The organism is Oryzisolibacter propanilivorax (assembly GCF_900103645.1).
Classification (GTDB): domain Bacteria; phylum Pseudomonadota; class Gammaproteobacteria; order Burkholderiales; family Burkholderiaceae_C; genus Melaminivora; species Melaminivora propanilivorax.
In genome coordinates, this window is the sequence record NZ_FNHP01000002.1 from 92,635 (window position 1) to 109,719 (window position 17,085).

Here is a 17,085-nt window from a genome sequence, read left to right on the forward strand (position 1 = left end):
GGGGCGGGGCGTGGCGCCGCCCCGAAAGAGAAAGGCACTGCAATGGTGCAATGCAACATGATACAGTCGACCGCTGCCTGTCCCGAGTCTGCGGTTGGACTGCCTTCGGTTGTCGTCTTCTCATGCCGCGTGGCGCGCACGGGTGATAAAAAATCCCCTTCCCCTGAGAGACCCTACTCATGAAGATTCACGAATACCAAGGCAAGGAAATCTTGCGCAGCTTCGGTGTGCCCGTGCCCCGCGGCATTCCCGCATTCACCGTGCAGGAGGCGGTGGAAGCCGCCCAGAAGCTTGGCGGCCCGGTCTGGGTCGTCAAGGCCCAGATCCACGCGGGCGGCCGCGGCAAGGGCGGCGGCGTGAAGGTCGCCAAGACCATCGACGACGTCAAAGCGCGCGCCAGCGACATCCTGGGCATGCAGCTGGTCACGCACCAGACCGGTCCGGAAGGCCAGAAGGTGCGCCGCCTGTACATCGAGGACGGCGCCGACATCCAGAAGGAGTACTACCTGTCCGTCGTGACCGACCGCGGCACGCAGAAGGTGGCCTTCATCGCCTCCAGCGAAGGCGGCATGGACATCGAAGAAGTGGCGCACAGCACGCCCGAGAAGATCATCACCGTGTTCGTTGACCCGCTGAAGGGCCTGACTCAGGAACAGGGCGAAGAGCTGGCCCGCGGCGTCGGCATGCCCGATGACTCCAAGGCGCAGTTCATCGACGTCTGCCAGAAGCTCTACAAGTGCTACATGGAGACGGACGCCTCGCTGGTCGAGATCAACCCCCTGAACCGCGACAGCAAGGGCAACATCATCGCCCTGGACGCCAAGTTCAACTTCGACTCCAACGCCCTGTTCCGCCACCCCGACATCGTCGCGCTGCGCGACCTGGACGAAGAAGACCCGGCGGAAGTCGAGGCCAGCAAGTTCGACCTGGCCTACATCAGCCTGGACGGCAACATCGGCTGCCTGGTGAATGGCGCCGGCCTGGCCATGGCCACCATGGACACCATCAAGCTGTTCGGCGGCGAGCCGGCCAACTTCCTGGACGTGGGCGGCGGCGCCACCCCCGAAAAGGTGACCGAAGCCTTCAAGATCATGCTCCAGAACCCCAAGGTCAAGGGCATCCTTGTGAATATCTTCGGCGGCATCATGAAGTGCGACACCATCGCCACCGGCGTGATCACCGCCTGCAAGGCAGTGAACCTGCAGGTGCCGCTGGTCGTGCGCATGAAGGGCACGAACGAGGAACTGGGCAAGAAGATGCTGGCCGAATCCGGCCTGCCCATCATTAGCGCCGACACGATGGCCGAAGCCGCCACCAAGATCGTCGAAGCCGTCAAATAAGCCCAAGTCCTGGAAAGAAACCCCCATGTCGATCTACATCAACAAGGACACGCGCGTCATCACCCAGGGCATCACGGGCAAGACGGGCCAGTTCCACACCGAAAAGTGCATCGAGTACGCCAACGGCCGCAACTGCTTCGTCGCCGGCGTGAACCCCAAGAAGGCCGGCGAGAAGATCTTCGACGTGCCGATCTACGCCAGCGTGCGTGAGGCCGCGCAGGACACCGGTGCCACTGTCAGCGTGATCTACGTGCCGCCGGCCGGCGCCGCAGCCGCCATTTGGGAAGCGGTGGAGGCCGACCTGGACTTGGCCATCTGCATCACCGAAGGCATCCCCGTGCGCGACATGCTGGAAGTGCGCAACAAGATGCTGGCCAAGGAGGCCGCCGGCGGCAAGAAGACGCTGCTGCTCGGCCCCAACTGCCCGGGCCTGATCACGCCCGACGAGATCAAGATCGGCATCATGCCCGGCCACATCCACAAGAAGGGCCGCGTCGGCGTCGTCTCGCGCTCGGGCACGCTGACCTATGAGGCCGTGGCGCAGCTGACCGAGCTGGGCATCGGCCAGTCGTCTGCCGTCGGCATCGGCGGCGACCCGATCAACGGCCTGAAGCACATCGACGTGATGAAGGCCTTCAACGACGACCCCGACACCGACGCCGTCATCATGATCGGCGAGATCGGCGGCCCCGACGAGGCCGAGGCTGCCCGCTGGTGCAAGGACCACATGAAAAAACCCGTCGTCGGCTTCATCGCTGGCGTGACGGCCCCTCCGGGCAAGCGCATGGGCCACGCCGGCGCGCTGATCTCGGGCGGCGCCGACACGGCCGACGCCAAGCTGGCGATCATGGAAGAGTGCGGCTTCACCATCACGCGCAACCCCTCGGAGATGGGCCGCCTGCTCAAGGGCCTGCTCTGATCTGAGACCCGCGCCGCCTGACGCGCCCTGCGCGCCAGGCCCGCCCCTTCAGGCCAGCCGCCATCCGCGGCTGGCCTTTTTCTTGGCCCGGCGCGGCTGGGCGGCAACGTCCGGCGCACGGCCCTCCCCTATGATGCGCCATCCCGCCGCCGCGCGGCCCCATCGCCCGATCCGATGCGCCCCCCAACGCCCTATGCCTTCCATGCCCTGACCGACACCGGCCGGGTGCGCACCCAGAACGAGGACGCCTTCGCCGTGCACGCCGAGGCCGGGCTGGTGCTGCTGGCCGACGGCATGGGCGGCTACAACGCCGGCGAGGTGGCCGCGCATATGGCCGTCGAGCAGGTCGGCGCGCAGCTGCTGCCCTGGCTGGACAGCCCCGAAGGCCAGGGCGCCACCCCCGCCGCCATCGGCCAGGCGCTGGCCGACGCCATCCAGCAGGCCAACCACGCCATCCTGGGCACGGCCCTGTCCGACCGCGACTGCCACGGCATGGGCACCACCCTGGTCGCCGGGGTGTTCCGCGGTGCGCTGCTGGTGCTGGCGCATGTCGGCGACTCGCGCTGCTACCGCCTGCGCGCCGGGGTGCTGGAACAACTCACGCGCGACCATTCCTGGCTGCAGGAACAGCTGGACGCCGGCCTGATGAGCCCAGCCCAGGCCGCCGCCTCGGACCTGCGCAACCTGGTGACGCGCGCCCTGGGCGTCGAGGGCGTGGCCCAGCCCGACGTGGCCACGCACGCCGTGCGGCCCGGCGACCTGTATGTCTTCAGCTCCGACGGCCTGACCGACGTGATGCAGCCCGAGGAACTGGCCGCGCTGGCGCGCCAGGACGGCCTGCCACTGGCCGAGCGCGCCCAGCGCCTGGTGGCCCTGGCCAACGCCCTGGGCGGGCGCGACAACATCAGCGTGGTGCTGGCGCAGGCGCCGGCGGCGCTGCCGCCCGGCGCGCCGCCCGCCAGCCCGAAACGCCGCGCCGGCCTGGTGTCGCGCCTGCTGCGCGGCGGCGCCGGCGCCTGACGGCGGCGCGCCCGCGCCTCGCCGTGCCGGCCTCGGCCCCGGCCCCGGCTTTCGCTATCCTTGTCCACCACGCCTCTGCCGCGCCCGTTCTTGCCATGATGAACCACCCCCTGCCCCGACTGCTCGTCACGCTGGACGGCGCCATGCTCAAGGAAGTCCCGCTGGCCAAGGAGCGCACCACCATCGGCCGGCGCCCGTACAACGACATCGTCATCAACCACCTGGCAGTGAGCGGCGAGCATGCCGTGTTCACCCGCTCGCCCGAGGGCAGCGTCGAGGTCGAGGATGTGGGCAGCACCAACGGCACCTCGGTCAACGGCCAGCCCGTCAAGCGCCAGGCACTGCGCGTGGGCGATACGGTGGAGATCGGCAAGTACCAGCTACGCCTGCTGGCGCAAGGCGAAGTGCCCCCGCCGGCCGCGCCGGCGCCCACCCCGGCGGCGCCCACCCCGGTCGCCACCCCGGCGGCCGCAGCCAGCGCCCCGGGCGATTCACCCGCCACGCCTGCTCCGGGCGCCGCCATCCGCATCGTCTCCGGCACTGCCGCGGGGCGGCAGGCGGCGCTGACCAAGGTCGTCACCACCCTCGGCAAGCCCGGCGTGGCCGTCGCCTCCATCACCCGGCGCCCGCACGGCTTCGTGCTGGCGCACGTCGAGGGCGAGCAGGTGCCGCTGTTGAACGGCGCGCCGGTGGGCCCGGGCGCCCTGCCGCTCAAGGGTGGGGACCGGATCGTGCTGGCGGGGACGGAGATGGAGTTCGTGCAGGGCTGAGGCCCTGGCACGGCCCTGCGTGGCATGGGCAGGGCATGAGAATTTGATAGCTGCCAGCGCTTGCACTACAAGAGCTGGCAGCTGTTTTCATTAAAAACTGGCTCTGAAGCGGCTGTGCGCTACCCCCGCTGGGCCGTGGTGCCCCGGCTTCCCCAGCGGGGCCGGTCAGGCCACTGCGCCCTCGGTCGGCAGCGCGTGGAAAGTCTTGCTGGCGATCTTCCAGCCCTCGTCGGTCTGCACCAGCACGAAGTAATCCACGAAGGTCATCGCGCCGTGTACCAGCGTCACCTTGGCCATGGCGGCGGTGCCGGTCACGTCCAGCACGTCGATGGTGCGGCGGCGCTGGGCCTCGTCGGCAGCGGGCTGGTTCTGGAAGCGCTGGCAGTAGAAGTCCAGCGTCCACGAGGTCAGCGGGCCGTCGCGGCGCGAGTCCAGGCGCGCGGTGGGCAAAAAGGCGGCGCGCATGTGCTCGGCGTTGTCCTCGGCATGGCCGCGGATGTAGAGCTCCAGCGGCACGCGGGCGGCGGCAAGGACCTGCGGATCCTGGGTGGAGGGGACGGGGGAGGATGCGGGGGCGGTGTCGGTCATGGTGGTCTCGTGCATGCGCCTGGGGGCGGGTTGCGGGTGGATCGCAGGGGTGGCGAAGGGCCGCATGCTAGGGGCTGGCAGGACGCGGATTGGTGCGGTGCGGGTCAGGGGTGTTTCCGCAAGGCGGCGGACTGCGCAAGTTTTACTCCTGAATTGATAGCTGTAAGCCCTTTATTCTTATGGGTTTGAGACCGATTTTGCTGTGAATGGGCGTTGCGCTGCCTGCAGCACGGGGTACGAACGGGGACAGCCATGGTCACGCCCAAAAAGACAAAGTTGTCAGGGCCACCGACGGTCATCGTCAGGTGAGAAGAAGTTTCTGACGTAACCAAGAAGATGATGCCTAGGGACGAGTGGCACGGCGGGGCTGGCACGGAACCTGCAAGGCTGTGGGCAACCCGAGGCGCCTTTCTTCTGTTGCTTCTTGCGATGGCCACGGGGATTTTTGGATAGCCTTTCTTTTTGGTTTTCTTTCTTTTTCTCCGACGGAGGATTTATGAACATGAAACGTAGCGTTCAGCAAGGTTTTACCTTGATCGAACTGATGATCGTGGTGGCAATTATTGGTATTTTGGCGGCCGTGGCATTGCCAGCTTATCAGGACTATACAAAGAAAGCTAAAGTTTCTGAGCCAATTTTGGCTCTAAGTTCTTGCCGCACAACTATTACGGAAAAATATCAAACTGGCACTGAAGCGCCAGGAGCCGGAGGCTGGGGATGCGAGAGCAAGACAGATGCAAAACTTTCTAAATATGTCAAAAGCATTAAAACCAATGCAGATGGAGTTGTAGAGGTTATCGTACAAGGGATTGACAAAGACAATCTTGATGACAAAGCTATTTATCTAGAGCCGCGCGATGCAGATGGAAAGGCCATTGCTGTCGCAGATACTCTTAGTAAAGATCCTGCTGTAAACATTCAAGTGAACCAGTGGGCTTGTGGATACAGCGTTACCTCTGTAGCAAAATTTTTGCCTGGATCCTGCAACACCAAGTTCGCCACAGCACCTACTGGCTTCAAAGACGCAGATAACAAATAATTATCTTTAAAAATTAAAAAGGCGCTTTAAGCGCCTTTTTTTTGCGAAAAAATTGCGAAAATAAAGGACGCCCACTTATTTAACGGTACGCCCGCCGCCTCTTACCCTCCGCCACCATCACCCGCCCACGCTCCTGCCTCATCAGCCTGGCTGACACCCCCTGGTACCACTGCGTCTCACGCTGCGTGCGCCCGGCCTTTCTGTGCGGTCACGACCACCACAGCGGCCAAAACTTCGAGCACCGCCGCGCTTAGGAATCGCCACCCGCATCAAGGATGCTGGCGCACATCTTTGCCATCGACGTCGCCGCCTTCGCCGTCATGGGCAACCACTACCACGTCATGTTGCGCATCGACCACGAGCGCGCCGCGCGCTGGAGCGCTGACGAGGTGCTGCAACGCTGGACGCAGCTGTTCACCGGGCCGCTGCTGTGCTGGTGCAACGCCATCTGTCCGCAGCACGCGCGGCCATGGGCGAGAGCGAGCAGGACAAGGTGCGTGAGTTGGCAGAGATCTACCGCGCGCGGCTGTGTGACCTGTCGTGGCGTATAGCGCGTGCTCCATGAGTTGATAGCGCGCCAGGCCAATGCCGAGGACGGATGCATCGGGCGCTTCTGGGAGGGCCGCTTCAAGAGCCAGGCGCTGCTGGATGAGCGCGCCGTGCTGGCAGCGATGGTCTGTGTCGATCTGAATCCGGTACGCGCGGGCGTGGCGGACACGCCCGAGGAGTCGGATTACACCTCGATCCAGGAGCGGCTGCGGGGCGCGGCGACTGCCCCATGGGCGCCTGAGCCGCAGCCACGGCCGGCAGTGGCAACAGAGCCCCAACCAGCATCAGCGGAAGAAGCTGCCGTGCAGGCGTCCGAAACGGCGACTTCTCAGCCGCCCACCCACCTGCCGCAGGCGCCGCCCACGCGCGGGCGCTCTGCAGACTCTGGATCAGGCCACGTCCGCTTCGAGCAGCATCCGCACGTAACGGGTGTAGGGCACGCCCTTGGCGCGGGCTTTGGCCTTCAGCGCCTCCAGCAAGGAAGTGGGCAGCCGCATGTGCAAGGCGGAAGACTTGGGCTCGATCTCGAAGCGCATGGGTGCGAAGCCGGTCAGGTCGTATTGCGACAGATCCGCCTCGGCGACGAAGCGCTCCGCTGCCTCGTCATTGGGCAGGGGGGGCAGGGGTTGACGCTTGCTGTTCATAGTGTTCGATCTCCTTGCGATGCATGTAGCGCGCGCTGATGGGCCGCAGCAATGCTCTACCCGACAGCTGCCTTGGCATGAAGACCAAGAAAACATGGCGCCCCGCAGCCGTCGTGCCGATCGCCCGCATGCGCGGCTCATGGGGGTGGGGGTCCGGCAGGATGGCAGGCGTGCCCAACAGAACTTGCTCGATTTCCTCGCGTGATACGCCATGTTTGCCGCACTTGGGCCAATTGCCGTCGTCCCAGTCGAAACCGCTGATCTTCATGGCGAAATTCTACACGGATGTATATACAAACTTGGTTTTAAGTGAAGAGTGAAGGGGCAGATTCCAATGGATTAAGACACTGCAGGTGGTACGGGGTGGCATCCAACAAGAGGTGAATGCACTGCCGGTGAACGGCGTCCGCGGCGACCGGGCTCCCTACGGCAGCACCACCAGATGCCTCTGCTGTGCGCCCGGTACGGCGGACCGCTGCAACCGGGCTGTACCGCCGCCGAGCCTGCGTTGACGAAGGTGCAAGCGAGCCACGCAGAAGGCCCTGGGCAGCGGCGGTATCATCCACGGCCCTGCCGCTGCCCGTAGCTCAACCGGATAGAGCAATTGCCTTCTAAGCAATAGGTCGGGGGTTCGAGTCCCTCCGGGCAGGCCAGATCACCGCTTCACGTCGTCGCAAGACAGCGCAAAACCCGCGTGCTGCAAGGCATGGCGGGTTTTTCTTGGTCCTTGTCACAGGCGGCTTCGTGGTGCTCGGCACAGAATGCCAATTTGTTGGAGCAGAGAAATTGGGGGTCAGATTCCAATTTCAAGCCGAAAGGTGCAACGCTATGCCCGCCAAGCCTGAGACCATCCGCACACGTACTGGCCGCGAGGTCGAGTTGCCCGGCGTCGAGGAAGATGCACGCATCAATGCGGGCATCAATGCCGACGCGGACAACCCTGAACTGGATGCCGCCTGGTTCGCCCGGGCACGTCCGGCCCAGGATGTGCTGCCGCCCGAGACTTACGCCGGGCTGGTTGCCTTGCGGCGCAGCCGTGGTGAGCGTGGGCCGCAGAAAGCCCCGACCAAGGTGGCCACCACCATCCGCCTGTCGCCTGAGGTGTCAGCGGCTTTCCGTGCAACGGGGCCGGGCTGGCAGACACGGATCAATGAAGCACTGAAGGATTGGCTGCGCACGCACCGGCTGGTGTGATGGCCGCGTCTACGACCCCGCATCGATGCCAGATCCCCATGTCGATGTCCGGCTGACTGCCACCCGACTTTTCGCGCAGCGGCGCATCGTCATGGACTGACCGGCTGCGGCTGGCCTACTGCGCCGCCTTGTGCAGCGCCGGCAGCAACTCCATGTTCGTGCGCCGCACCAGCTCGGCATAGCTGATGGGCCGCCCCACCTGCGTCTGGGGCGCGTTTTCCTGCCAGTGCGCCCAGGCCCGGTTCCTGCGCGGGTCGTAGACCAGCTTGAACAAATGCGTCGGCACCGCCACCCGCCCGCCGATCAGGCGTTGCTGCCCCTGCACGAAGACCGCGCCGGTGATGACGTACACGTCGCCGGCGGCGCGCATGGCGTAGGCGCGGGTGTCGGCCTCGATGCTGGCCCAGGGGCCGGCGTTGTGCGTCTGGTCCTGCGGAACCATGTTGGCCAGCGAGAAGCTCTGCGCCATGGCCGCGGGGGTGGGCATGTCGCCGGCCGGCGCCAGGTGCCCGCGCGAGTAGCCCGAGCCGCGGTAGTCGTCCAGTTCGGCGCGCTCGAAGGACGGCACGCGCGCATCGGCGTAGAAGCGGTCGGAGCGCGCCAGCCCCTGGCCCTGCTGGAGCATGCGGCGGTTCAGGCGCTCGGCGACGATCAGCGGCGTGCGCGTCTGGCCCGAATGCAGCACGGCGAAGCTGTCGAAGCACAGCTCGCGCAGGCGTGGCGCGCTGGGCACGGCCGGCATGCCGCCCGGCGCGAAGAATTGCGGACAGTTGGCAAAGCGCGTCTGCACTTGCTGGCCGGTGGGCTTGAGCGCCGGCGCGGTGATGCTGAAGCCTTCCAGGTCCAGCCAGTCGGACAAAAAGTCCCAGCCGCCGCCCTGTAGCGCGGCGACAAGGGCGGCAAAGGCCAATACGACCAGGCGGCGCATGCCGGGGAGGCGGAACGAGGAGCGGGAGCGGGAACGGGCGGGCGCGCGGGGCTTTTTCTTCTGGGGCATGCGGCAGCGAAAACAGAATCCGGAAATGCAGGGAATCGCCTGGGATGGCGCCGATGCCGCGCTGCCCCGGCAGACCCGGAGGCATCAGGGTACGGGGGTGGTGGGTGGTCAGCGGCGCGAAGCTATGGGGCATGGCACGGGCAGCGCTGTCGAGCGCAAGGCGCGTGTCGGGACGGGCCGCTGGTGGAAAGCCGCGCACCTACTGCGACAGGCGACAGGAGGCAGGCGACAGGCGGCGCCCGCAACGCGGCACCAGCGGCGTCAGCCCGTTTCAGGCGACGAAGCTGCCCGACTTGCCGCCGTGCTTTTCCAGCACCCGCACCCCCGTCATGACCATGCGCTTGTCGGCCGCCTTGCACATGTCGTAGATGGTCAGCAGGCCGACCTGCACGGCCGTCAGCGCCTCCATCTCGACGCCGGTCTGGCCCAGAGTCTCGACGGTAGCGGTGCACTGCACGCCGCAGGCGCCGCCGTCGGGTGGCGCATCGAGCAGCTCGAACTCGACCGCCACGCGCGTCAGCGCCAGCGGGTGGCACAGCGGGATCAGCTCGCTGGTCTTCTTCGCGGCCATGATGGCGGCGATGCGCGCCACGCCCAGCACGTCGCCCTTCTTGGCGCTGCCCGAGGCGATGAGGGCCAGCGTGGCCGGCTGCATCTCGATGCGGCCTTGCGCGACGGCGGTGCGGTGCGTGGCGGCCTTGGCGCCCACGTCCACCATGTGGGCCTGGCCCTGGGTGTCGAAGTGGGTGAGCGGAGAGGAAGCAGAGTCGAAAGCAGGAGAGGCAGGCTGGGTCATGGAAGCGAAAACGAAAGCAAGGCGGCCGCAGGCGGCAAGGGGCAGGCAGGCAGGCAAAAACCGGGCGCGTGCAACCTTCACCCGGCTGCCCGCATCATACGGCCACGGTTTTGCACGCCCGGCCTGCGCCAGGCGCTTGAGGAGATGCGCGACTTGTTCAAGCCAAAATGGCGTTTTGCCCATATTCCATCACGACATGCAGCTATTTTTTCGATAGCGTCTGCAGTGCTGTTCACGGCCCTGCCCCCGGCCGTGCCGCCCGCGCACGCCCAGCCGCGCCTGCCCACGTTGGGCGACGGGCTGGAGTTGACGGCCGCCGCCGAGCGCAAGCTGGGCGACCGCATCATCCGCGAGCTGTACCGCGACCCGGACTACCTGGAAGACGCGGTGCTGCAGGAGTACGTGCAGGGCATTTTCCAGCCGCTTTTGTCGGCTGCGCGCGCGCGCGGCGAGGTGGCGCCGGACATCGACGAGCGCTTCGCCTGGGAGATCTTGCTCGGCCGCGACCGCTCGGTGAACGCCTTCGCCCTGCCCGGCGGCTATTTCGGCCTGCACCTGGGGCTGATCGGCGTGGTGGCCACGCCGGACGAGCTGGCCTCGGTGCTGGCGCACGAGCTCAGCCACGTCACGCAGCGGCACATCTCGCGCCTGATCGCGCAGCAGGGCAAGCAGACGCCGCTCATGATCGGCGCGCTGATCCTGGGCGCCCTGGCCGCCAGCAAGAGCCCGGACGCGGCGCAGGCGCTGATGGTCGGGGGGCAGGCGCTGGCGGTGCAGAACCAGCTGAACTTCTCGCGCGAGATGGAGCGTGAGGCCGACCGCGTCGGCTACGGCCTGATGCAGCCGGCGGGCTTCGCGCCGCAGGGCTTCGTGGCCATGTTCGACAAGCTGCAGCAGGCGAACCGCCTCAACGACAACGGCAGCTGGCCCTACCTGCGCAGCCACCCGCTGACCACCCAGCGCATCGCTGACATGCAAAGCCGCATCGCCCACGGCGCCGCCCCGGCCGCGCCGGCGCCGCTGCAGCACGCGCTGCTGGCCGCGCGCGCGCGGGTGCTGTCGCGCCCTGGAACCGATGCGCTGCGCCAGTGGCTGGCGCAGCCGCAGGACGCGGGCTTCGCCGCGCGTGGGCAGCGCGAACGCGCCGCCGCCTGGTACGCGGCGGCGCTGTCGGCCGTGCAGCTGTCGGACTGGCAGGCGGCGCGCGCGGCGGTGCGCGGGCTGCAGGATGCCGTGGCGGGCGACGCCAATGCCGCGCGCCAGGCGCGGCTGCTGGCCGCCGAGGTGGAACTGGCGGCCGGTGCGCCACAGGCGGCGTTGAAGCTGTTGCCTGAAAGTGCAGGCGGCGCGTCCACCCACCGGCCCGAACTGCTGCTGCGCGCGCAGGCGCTGGTGGCCGGCGCCGGCACGGCGGCGGATCGGCAGGCGCTGGCCGGCACGCTGCAGACCTGGGTCACGGCCCGCCCGCGCGACGCCGCCGCCTGGCAGGCGCTGGCGCAGCTGTGGCGCGCGCAGGGCCAGGGGCTGCGCGCCCTGCGCGCCGAGGCCGAGGCCCAGGTGGCGCGCCAGGACTACGCCGCCGCCGTGGACCGCTTCAAGGCCGGCCAGGACCTGGCGCGCAAAAGCGCCGGCGCGGCCGACTACATCGAGGCGTCGATCATCGACACGCGGCTGCGCGCGGTCGAATCACTGCTTCGCGAACAGGCCGCCGAGCGCTGACTCGATCAACAGCCCCAGCGCCGAATAGATCAGCGAGCCCAGCAGCGCCGCGCCGAAGCCGGCGACATGGAAGCCGCTGAGCAGCCCCGAGGCCGCCCAGAACATCAGCGCGTTGATGACGAACAGGAACAGGCCCAGGGTGAGGATGGTCACCGGCAGCGTCAGCAGCACCAGGATGGGCCGCAGGATGACGTTCAGCAGCCCGATGACGAAGGCCGCGCCCAGGGCAGCGCCGAAGCTGCGCACCTCGACGCCGCCGTACAGGTAGGCCACACACAGCAGCGCCACGGCGCTGAGGATCCATTTCAGGAGCAGTCGCATGATGGGCAGCTTAGCACCGGGCGCGCAGGCGCGTTGTCAGGCGTGCGGCTGCGCCGGCAGCGCCGCCTTGGCCTTCCCACGGCGCGCGGCCACCCACTTGCCCAGGGCCAGCACGACCAGGGCGCCGGCGATGTGCGCGGCCCAGTAGACGCTGGCCGGCAGCTCGGCATGGCCCGCGCCGTCCCAGGTGCCCCACTTGGGCGCCCACAGCCACTGCTCGTGGTTCACGAACAGCGGGTCGGTGGCCAGCATGCCGCCGGCGATCCAGCCCAGCAGCATGCCGCCCAGGGTGATGATCAGCGGGAAGCGCTCCATCAGGCGGATGACCAGCTGCGAGCCCCAGACGATGATCGGCACCGAGATCAGCAGGCCCAGGACGACCAGCAGCGTCTGGTGCGCGCCCGAACTCTGCGCCGCGCCGGCGATGGCGATCACGTTGTCCACGCTCATCACCAGGTCGGCGACGATGATGGTCTTGATGGCTGCCAGCAGCTTGTCGCTGCCCTGGATGTTGTCGTGGCCCTCTTCCTCCGGAGCGATCAGCTTCACTCCGATCCACACCAGCAGCAGCGCGCCGATCACTTTCAGCGCCGGCAGGTTCAGCAGCGTCATGGCGAAGACGATCAGCACCACGCGCAGCACGATGGCGCCAGCCGTGCCCCAGATGATCCCCTTGGTGCGCTGCGCCGGCGGCAGCTTGCGACAGGCCAGCGCGATGACCACTGCGTTGTCGCCGCCCAGCAGGATGTCGATGATGATGATCTGGCCGAGCGCGATCCAGAACGGGGTGTGGGTCAGAAAGTCCAAGTCCATGTGCGGGTACCTCGAAGGGCATTGTGGGTTTCACGATGCCTGGGCAGCACGGACAACGGCGTCAGCCTGGGAAGGACAGGAGCGACACCTTGGGCCGGCCGTGGCGACGCAATGCCGCCCAGGCGCCCAAAGGTCTTGCCCGGCGCCGGCAGCCCTGCACGGACCACCGGCCTGGCAGGCCGGAAGCGCCGCAGTTGCCTGCCACGCTTCGTCTTGACGACCTGCCATCCGCCGCCGGCCTGCGCGGAAGACGGCAGAACGGCGGCGGGGAGCTACTCCCCTTTGAAGGGCGCCATTGGAACACAACTCGCCCGCGCGCCCGGCGAAAAACCCGCCCGCCTATGATCGGTGGGTGCCTGCCGAAACCTTCCCCGCCGACGCCATCCACCTGACCGACCTCGAGGCCGCCCTCGACTTCTGGCGCGCGCGCGCGCCCTCGCCCGACGGCGTGCGACTGGCGCCCGAGGTGGCGGCGCTGGCCGAGGTCTACGCCCGCATGGCGCACGCGCGCCAGCGCCAGGTGCACGAAGCCGCGCTGCCGGCACCGACGCTGGCCGCGTGGCTCGCCTGGTACGACAGCACGCCCGACACGCCGTGCATCGCGATTTGCTCGACCAGCCAGGGCGATGCCATCTGCAAGGGCTGCGGGCGCAGCTTCGCCGAGGTGCAGCACTGGCTGGCCATGACGCCGGTGCACAAGCGCGCCGTCTGGCGGCGCATCACGCAAGAGGGCACGGCGCTGCGCTTCACTCGCTACGCCGAGCGCGCGGCGGCCACGACGGGCGTTTGACCGGCTTGCCGGCGCACGCCGTGCCGGCTACGCTGGCCCGCACCATGCTGCGCTTGATCCAGGCCCCGAACATCGCCATTGCCACGCTGTGGCGCGACCTGCTGTGCGAGGCCGGCCTGCCCGCCAGCGTGCAGCGCCAGCACTTGGGCGCGGCCGCCGGCCACCTGCCGCCGGGCGAGTGCCTGCCCGAGGTCTGGCTGACCCACCCCGAGCACCTGGAGCACGCCCGCGCCCTGCTGCAGGAACTGGAGCGCCTGCCGCAGCGCCAGTGGTTCTGCCGGGGCTGCAGCGAGCGCATCGAGGGCGGCTTCGAGCAGTGCTGGAACTGCGGCGCCTGGATGCCCGCCTAGTGTTCTGAGGACGCTGCCAGTATCTGGCGCCCTCACCCCCGCCCTCTCCCGCAAGCGGGAGAGGGGGCAAGAGAACGCGCGGCTGGCGATCTGCCTCCCGCCTTACCAGACCGGGCACGTCCCCGGACTTTGCGCCCTCTCCCCTCCAGGGAGAGGGCGAGGGGTGAGGGGCCAGCGCCCGCGCGGCGCGGTTTTCAAGCCACACATTCACCCTCCCCCGCCAGCGAAAGACGGAGCGTGTCAGCGCGTCATTTCCAGCGCAGCGGCTCCAGGTGCACGCTGCCCCGGTCGCTGCTGAGCGTGAGCGCGCCGTCCTGCACGGTGGCCTGCAGCTGCATGCTGCGCTCGGCCAATTGCGCCAGGGTCTGCGACTGTTCCGCCGGGATGCGCCAGGCCTGCAGCCGGTCCAGGCGCGAGAGCTTGTTCTCGATGCCCTTCCACCACACCTCGGCGGCGTGGGCGAAGGCATAGACCACCACCGCGTCGGCCTTGGAGCAGGCCTTGGCCAGCGGCTTGTCCTCGGGCTGGCCGACCTCGATCCACAGGCGCTTGCGGCCGGTGAAGTCGGTCAGCGAGACGTCCGGGTCGTCCGGGTCGGACAGGCCGGCGCCGAAGGCCAGCTGGCCGTCACCGCCGCAGGTGTCCTGCAGCTCGTGCGCCTGCAGCGCCAGGGCGGCCAGGCGCACCATCATGCGCTCGTCGGTCTCGCTGGGGTGGCGCGCCAGGGTCAACTGGTGGTCGGCGTAGTAGCCGTGGTCGATGTCGGCAATGGCCAAATGCGCCTTGAAGATGGTGGATTTGAGGGCCATGGGCGTGCTTTCAAAATGAGAGCTGCCCGCCCTTGTCCTGCAAGGGCAGGCAGCCGAAAAGAGGGAAAAAAGGAACCGGAACGGATCAGACGCGGCGCGCCAGCTCTGCGGCGCGGCCGATGTAGCTGGCGGGGGTCAGTGCCAGCAGGCGCTGGCGGTCGGCCTCGGGGATCTCCAGGCTCTGGATCAGCGCATGCAGCGCCTCGCGCGTCACCGCCTGACCGCGCGTGACTTCCTTGAGCTTTTCGTAGGCGCCCGGCACGCCGTGGCGGCGCATGACAGTCTGGATCGGCTCGGCCAGCACTTCCCAGCTGGCGTCCAGGTCGGCGTCCAGCTGTGCCTGGTTCAGCTCCAGCTTGTTCAGACCGGTCATCAGCGAGCTGCAGGCCAGCACGCTGTAGCCCAGCGCCACGCCGATGTTGCGCAGCACGGTGGAGTCCGTCAGGTCGCGCTGCCAGCGCGAGATCGGCAGCTTCTCGGCCAGGTGACGCAGCAGCGCGTTGGCCAGGCCCAGGTTGCCCTCGGCGTTCTCGAAGTCGATCGGGTTGACCTTGTGCGGCATGGTCGACGAGCCGATCTCGCCCGCTTTGAGCTTCTGCTTGAAGTAGCCCAGGCTGACGTAGCCCCAGATGTCACGCGACAGGTCGATCAGGATGGTATTGGCGCGCGCCACGGCGTCGAACAGCTCGGCCATGTAGTCGTGCGGCTCGATCTGGATGGAATATGGCTGGAAGGTGAGGCCCAGGCCCTCGGGCTCCGCGCTTTCCACCACGTGGCGCGCGAATGCCTCCCAGTCAAAGTCAGGCCAAGCCGCCAGGTGCGCGTTGTAATTGCCTACGGCGCCGTTCATCTTGGCCAGGATCTGCACGCCGGCAATCGCCCCGCGCGCACGCTCCAGGCGCGCCACCACGTTGGCCAGCTCCTTGCCGACGGTGGTCGGGCTGGCGGTCTGGCCGTGGGTGCGGCTGAGCATGGCCACGCCGGCGAACTGCTGCGCCATGGCGCGCAGCTTGTCCACCACGCCCCCCAGCACCGGCAGCAGCACCTGCGCGCGCGCGTCGCGCAGCTGCAGCGCGTGGCTGGTGTTGTTGATGTCCTCGCTGGTGCAGGCGAAGTGCACGAACTCGGTGGCGCGCTGCAGCGCCGCCCGGCCGTCGAACTTCGACTTGATCCAGTACTCCACCGCCTTCACGTCGTGGTTGGTGGTCTTCTCGATGTCCTTGATGGCCTGGGCGTCGGCCTCGCCGAACTGCTCGACCAGGCCGCGCAGGAAGGCACGGTCGGCCTCGGGCAGCGGCGGGAACTCGGCAAAACCCGCGTAGGACAGCGCGATGAACCAGGTCACCTCGACCTGCACGCGGCGGTGCATGTAGCCGTATTCGCTCAGCAGCGGGCGCAGGGGGGCAAGCTTGGCGGCGTAGCGGCCATCCAAGGGCGACAAGGCGGTGAGGGCAGACAGGCTCATGGGCGCGAATTGTAGGAGCAGGCCTACCACCGCCAGGATTTGCATCGGCGCAAAGACAGGCGCGTCGATAGAATCTCGCCGCCCTGCGCTGCCTGCGGCGCTTCCTCGCCTGATTACCCGCCTCGCCATGAAACTCATTGGTTCCCTGACCAGCCCCTACGTGCGCAAGGTGCGTGTGGTGCTGGCCGAGAAAAAGCTCGACTGCCCCCTGGTGCTGGAGGATGTGTGGTCGGCCGACACCAGCATCGCCCGCAGCAACCCGCTGGGCAAGGTGCCCTGCCTGGTGCTGGAGGGTGGCGAGGCGCTGTATGACTCGCGCGTCATCGTCGAATACCTGGACACTCTGTCGCCGGTGGGCCGCCTGATTCCGGTGCCGGGCCGCGAGCGCGCGCAGGTCAAGACCTGGGAGGCGCTGGCCGACGGCGCCATGGACGCCGGCGTGCTGGCGCGCCTGGAGGCCACCTGGCCGGGCCGCGCCGAGGGCGAGCGCAGCCCTGCCTGGGTGGAGCGCCAGCTCGGCAAGGCGCGCGCCGCGCTGGCCACCATGGAGCGCGGCCTGCAGCATGGCCAGCCGTGGCTGTGCGGCGCGCACCTGAGCCTGGCCGACATTGCCGCCGGCTGCGCCGTGGCCTGGCTGGAATTCCGCCTGCCCGAGCACGCCTGGCGCGACGGCCATCCGCACCTGGATGCGCTGATGCAGCGCCTGATGCAGCGCCCCGGCTTCGCCGAGACCCGCCCGCCGCAGTAGCTTCCGCTGCCCGCACACAGCAAAAAGCGCGCCGCCCGAATCGGGTGGCGCGCTTTTTTTCGCGGCATAAAAAAACGTTGCGAAGCGCCCTGAAACGAAGTCAGAGAGGGAGGGAGGAGAAGCGCCCCAGGGCTTTCAGTCGGCCAGTGGCCGCAGGCCTCGCAACGTGCAAATCAGGTGGCGATGGCGGAAAGAAGGGAAGCGAAGGCTTCTG

20 protein-coding genes and 1 tRNA gene are annotated in these 17,085 nt (G+C 67.8%); 12 read left to right on the forward strand and 9 right to left on the reverse strand.

Going from position 1 to position 17,085, the window contains the following annotated elements:
• Positions 1-179 precede the first annotated feature (179 nt).
• The 4 genes from sucC (at position 180) to BLQ61_RS03255 (ending at position 4,049) form a co-directional block, all read left to right on the forward strand.
• Complete coding sequence (gene sucC, locus BLQ61_RS03240) at positions 180-1,340, forward strand: ADP-forming succinate--CoA ligase subunit beta (RefSeq protein WP_091566673.1); 1,161 nt, start codon at positions 180-182, stop codon at positions 1,338-1,340.
• A 25-nt stretch (positions 1,341-1,365) separates the two neighbouring features.
• Positions 1,366-2,259, forward strand: coding sequence for a succinate--CoA ligase subunit alpha (gene sucD / locus BLQ61_RS03245; RefSeq protein WP_091566675.1), 894 nt, complete (start codon positions 1,366-1,368; stop codon positions 2,257-2,259).
• Positions 2,260-2,433: 174 nt separating this feature from the next.
• Entirely contained in the window at positions 2,434-3,279 is an 846-nt protein-coding gene (locus BLQ61_RS03250) for a PP2C family protein-serine/threonine phosphatase (RefSeq protein WP_091566677.1), read from the forward strand.
• Positions 3,280-3,389: 110 nt separating this feature from the next.
• Complete coding sequence (locus BLQ61_RS03255; RefSeq protein WP_091567460.1) at positions 3,390-4,049, forward strand: FHA domain-containing protein; 660 nt, start codon at positions 3,390-3,392, stop codon at positions 4,047-4,049.
• Positions 4,050-4,214: 165 nt separating this feature from the next.
• On the opposite strand, the gene BLQ61_RS03260 is transcribed toward BLQ61_RS03255, so the two are convergent.
• The gene (locus BLQ61_RS03260) at positions 4,215-4,637 is read right to left on the reverse strand and encodes a nuclear transport factor 2 family protein (RefSeq protein ID WP_091567462.1); all 423 of its coding nucleotides are present in this window, start codon (positions 4,635-4,637) and stop codon (positions 4,215-4,217) included.
• Between the two features lie 502 nt (positions 4,638-5,139).
• Between BLQ61_RS03260 and BLQ61_RS03265 the strand changes: the two genes are divergently transcribed.
• Positions 5,140-5,676, forward strand: coding sequence for a pilin (locus tag BLQ61_RS03265; RefSeq protein ID WP_091567464.1), 537 nt, complete (start codon positions 5,140-5,142; stop codon positions 5,674-5,676).
• 275 nt (positions 5,677-5,951) lie between these two features.
• The gene (locus BLQ61_RS17315; protein ID WP_175488206.1) at positions 5,952-6,227 is read left to right on the forward strand and encodes a hypothetical protein; all 276 of its coding nucleotides are present in this window, start codon (positions 5,952-5,954) and stop codon (positions 6,225-6,227) included.
• A gap of 387 nt (positions 6,228-6,614) precedes the next feature.
• Here the strand turns inward: BLQ61_RS17315 and BLQ61_RS03275 are convergent, their stop codons facing one another.
• Positions 6,615-6,869, reverse strand: coding sequence for a BrnA antitoxin family protein (locus tag BLQ61_RS03275; protein ID WP_091566679.1), 255 nt, complete (start codon positions 6,867-6,869; stop codon positions 6,615-6,617).
• Positions 6,829-7,137 carry a BrnT family toxin gene (locus BLQ61_RS03280; RefSeq protein ID WP_091566681.1) on the reverse strand — a complete coding sequence of 103 codons (309 nt, stop codon included), beginning with the start codon at positions 7,135-7,137 and terminating at the stop codon, positions 6,829-6,831. Before BLQ61_RS03280 ends, BLQ61_RS03275 begins: the two co-directional genes overlap by 41 nt.
• A gap of 308 nt (positions 7,138-7,445) precedes the next feature.
• On the opposite strand from BLQ61_RS03280, the gene BLQ61_RS03285 reads away from it, so the two are divergent.
• Positions 7,446-7,522, forward strand: a tRNA-Arg gene (locus BLQ61_RS03285).
• Between the two features lie 175 nt (positions 7,523-7,697).
• On the forward strand, positions 7,698-8,063 hold the full coding sequence (locus tag BLQ61_RS03290; RefSeq protein ID WP_091566683.1) for a BrnA antitoxin family protein: 366 nt from the start codon (positions 7,698-7,700) through the stop codon (positions 8,061-8,063).
• A 115-nt stretch (positions 8,064-8,178) separates the two neighbouring features.
• Here BLQ61_RS03290 and BLQ61_RS03295 read toward each other — a convergent pair whose 3' ends face one another.
• Together BLQ61_RS03295 and moaC are read right to left on the reverse strand one after the other, a co-directional pair.
• Positions 8,179-8,991 carry a DNA/RNA non-specific endonuclease gene (locus BLQ61_RS03295; RefSeq protein ID WP_245703817.1) on the reverse strand — a complete coding sequence of 271 codons (813 nt, stop codon included), beginning with the start codon at positions 8,989-8,991 and terminating at the stop codon, positions 8,179-8,181.
• 340 nt (positions 8,992-9,331) lie between these two features.
• Entirely contained in the window at positions 9,332-9,856 is a 525-nt protein-coding gene (gene moaC, locus BLQ61_RS03300; protein ID WP_091566686.1) for a cyclic pyranopterin monophosphate synthase MoaC, read from the reverse strand.
• A gap of 144 nt (positions 9,857-10,000) precedes the next feature.
• On the opposite strand from moaC, the gene BLQ61_RS03305 reads away from it, so the two are divergent.
• A complete protein-coding gene (locus BLQ61_RS03305) occupies positions 10,001-11,575 on the forward strand; it encodes a M48 family metalloprotease (protein WP_091566688.1) in 1,575 nt (524 codons plus the stop codon).
• On the opposite strand, the gene BLQ61_RS03310 is transcribed toward BLQ61_RS03305, so the two are convergent.
• On the reverse strand, positions 11,543-11,896 hold the full coding sequence (locus BLQ61_RS03310) for a phage holin family protein (RefSeq protein ID WP_091566690.1): 354 nt from the start codon (positions 11,894-11,896) through the stop codon (positions 11,543-11,545). The genes BLQ61_RS03305 and BLQ61_RS03310 overlap by 33 nt on opposite strands.
• A gap of 36 nt (positions 11,897-11,932) precedes the next feature.
• A complete protein-coding gene (locus BLQ61_RS03315; RefSeq protein ID WP_091566692.1) occupies positions 11,933-12,709 on the reverse strand; it encodes a TerC family protein in 777 nt (258 codons plus the stop codon).
• Between the two features lie 352 nt (positions 12,710-13,061).
• Between BLQ61_RS03315 and BLQ61_RS03320 the strand changes: the two genes are divergently transcribed.
• Both BLQ61_RS03320 and BLQ61_RS03325 read left to right on the forward strand, forming a co-directional pair.
• A complete protein-coding gene (locus BLQ61_RS03320) occupies positions 13,062-13,499 on the forward strand; it encodes a DUF3717 domain-containing protein (RefSeq protein ID WP_091567466.1) in 438 nt (145 codons plus the stop codon).
• A 44-nt stretch (positions 13,500-13,543) separates the two neighbouring features.
• Complete coding sequence (locus BLQ61_RS03325; RefSeq protein WP_091567468.1) at positions 13,544-13,849, forward strand: putative signal transducing protein; 306 nt, start codon at positions 13,544-13,546, stop codon at positions 13,847-13,849.
• Between the two features lie 248 nt (positions 13,850-14,097).
• On the opposite strand, the gene BLQ61_RS03330 is transcribed toward BLQ61_RS03325, so the two are convergent.
• Both BLQ61_RS03330 and purB read right to left on the reverse strand, forming a co-directional pair.
• A complete protein-coding gene (locus tag BLQ61_RS03330) occupies positions 14,098-14,658 on the reverse strand; it encodes a YaeQ family protein (protein WP_091566694.1) in 561 nt (186 codons plus the stop codon).
• Between the two features lie 85 nt (positions 14,659-14,743).
• Entirely contained in the window at positions 14,744-16,123 is a 1,380-nt protein-coding gene (purB, locus tag BLQ61_RS03335) for an adenylosuccinate lyase (RefSeq protein WP_091567470.1), read from the reverse strand.
• A 127-nt stretch (positions 16,124-16,250) separates the two neighbouring features.
• Between purB and BLQ61_RS03340 the strand changes: the two genes are divergently transcribed.
• Positions 16,251-16,871, forward strand: coding sequence for a glutathione S-transferase C-terminal domain-containing protein (locus BLQ61_RS03340; RefSeq protein ID WP_091566695.1), 621 nt, complete (start codon positions 16,251-16,253; stop codon positions 16,869-16,871).
• The last annotated feature ends 214 nt before the right edge of the window (positions 16,872-17,085 follow it).

Excerpts from the sequence above, each read along its gene's own strand:
- BLQ61_RS03295 (WP_245703817.1), bottom strand. The coding sequence starts at position 8,991 with ATGCGCCGCCTGGTCGTATTGGCCTTTGCCGCCCTTGTCGCCGCGCTA.
- purB (WP_091567470.1), bottom strand. The coding sequence starts at position 16,123 with ATGAGCCTGTCTGCCCTCACCGCCTTGTCGCCCTTGGATGGCCGCTAC.
- BLQ61_RS03315 (WP_091566692.1), bottom strand. The coding sequence starts at position 12,709 with ATGGACTTGGACTTTCTGACCCACACCCCGTTCTGGATCGCGCTCGGC.
- BLQ61_RS03275 (WP_091566679.1), bottom strand. The coding sequence starts at position 6,869 with ATGAACAGCAAGCGTCAACCCCTGCCCCCCCTGCCCAATGACGAGGCA.
- BLQ61_RS03280 (WP_091566681.1), bottom strand. The coding sequence starts at position 7,137 with ATGAAGATCAGCGGTTTCGACTGGGACGACGGCAATTGGCCCAAGTGC.
- BLQ61_RS03340 (WP_091566695.1), top strand. The coding sequence starts at position 16,251 with ATGAAACTCATTGGTTCCCTGACCAGCCCCTACGTGCGCAAGGTGCGT.
- BLQ61_RS03325 (WP_091567468.1), top strand. The coding sequence starts at position 13,544 with ATGCTGCGCTTGATCCAGGCCCCGAACATCGCCATTGCCACGCTGTGG.
- BLQ61_RS03290 (WP_091566683.1), top strand. The coding sequence starts at position 7,698 with ATGCCCGCCAAGCCTGAGACCATCCGCACACGTACTGGCCGCGAGGTC.
- BLQ61_RS03305 (WP_091566688.1), top strand. The coding sequence starts at position 10,001 with ATGCGCGACTTGTTCAAGCCAAAATGGCGTTTTGCCCATATTCCATCA.
- BLQ61_RS03310 (WP_091566690.1), bottom strand. The coding sequence starts at position 11,896 with ATGCGACTGCTCCTGAAATGGATCCTCAGCGCCGTGGCGCTGCTGTGT.
- moaC (WP_091566686.1), bottom strand. The coding sequence starts at position 9,856 with ATGACCCAGCCTGCCTCTCCTGCTTTCGACTCTGCTTCCTCTCCGCTC.
- sucD (WP_091566675.1), top strand. The coding sequence starts at position 1,366 with ATGTCGATCTACATCAACAAGGACACGCGCGTCATCACCCAGGGCATC.
- BLQ61_RS03265 (WP_091567464.1), top strand. The coding sequence starts at position 5,140 with ATGAAACGTAGCGTTCAGCAAGGTTTTACCTTGATCGAACTGATGATC.
- BLQ61_RS03330 (WP_091566694.1), bottom strand. The coding sequence starts at position 14,658 with ATGGCCCTCAAATCCACCATCTTCAAGGCGCATTTGGCCATTGCCGAC.
- sucC (WP_091566673.1), top strand. The coding sequence starts at position 180 with ATGAAGATTCACGAATACCAAGGCAAGGAAATCTTGCGCAGCTTCGGT.
- BLQ61_RS17315 (WP_175488206.1), top strand. The coding sequence starts at position 5,952 with ATGCTGGCGCACATCTTTGCCATCGACGTCGCCGCCTTCGCCGTCATG.
- BLQ61_RS03260 (WP_091567462.1), bottom strand. The coding sequence starts at position 4,637 with ATGACCGACACCGCCCCCGCATCCTCCCCCGTCCCCTCCACCCAGGAT.
- BLQ61_RS03250 (WP_091566677.1), top strand. The coding sequence starts at position 2,434 with ATGCGCCCCCCAACGCCCTATGCCTTCCATGCCCTGACCGACACCGGC.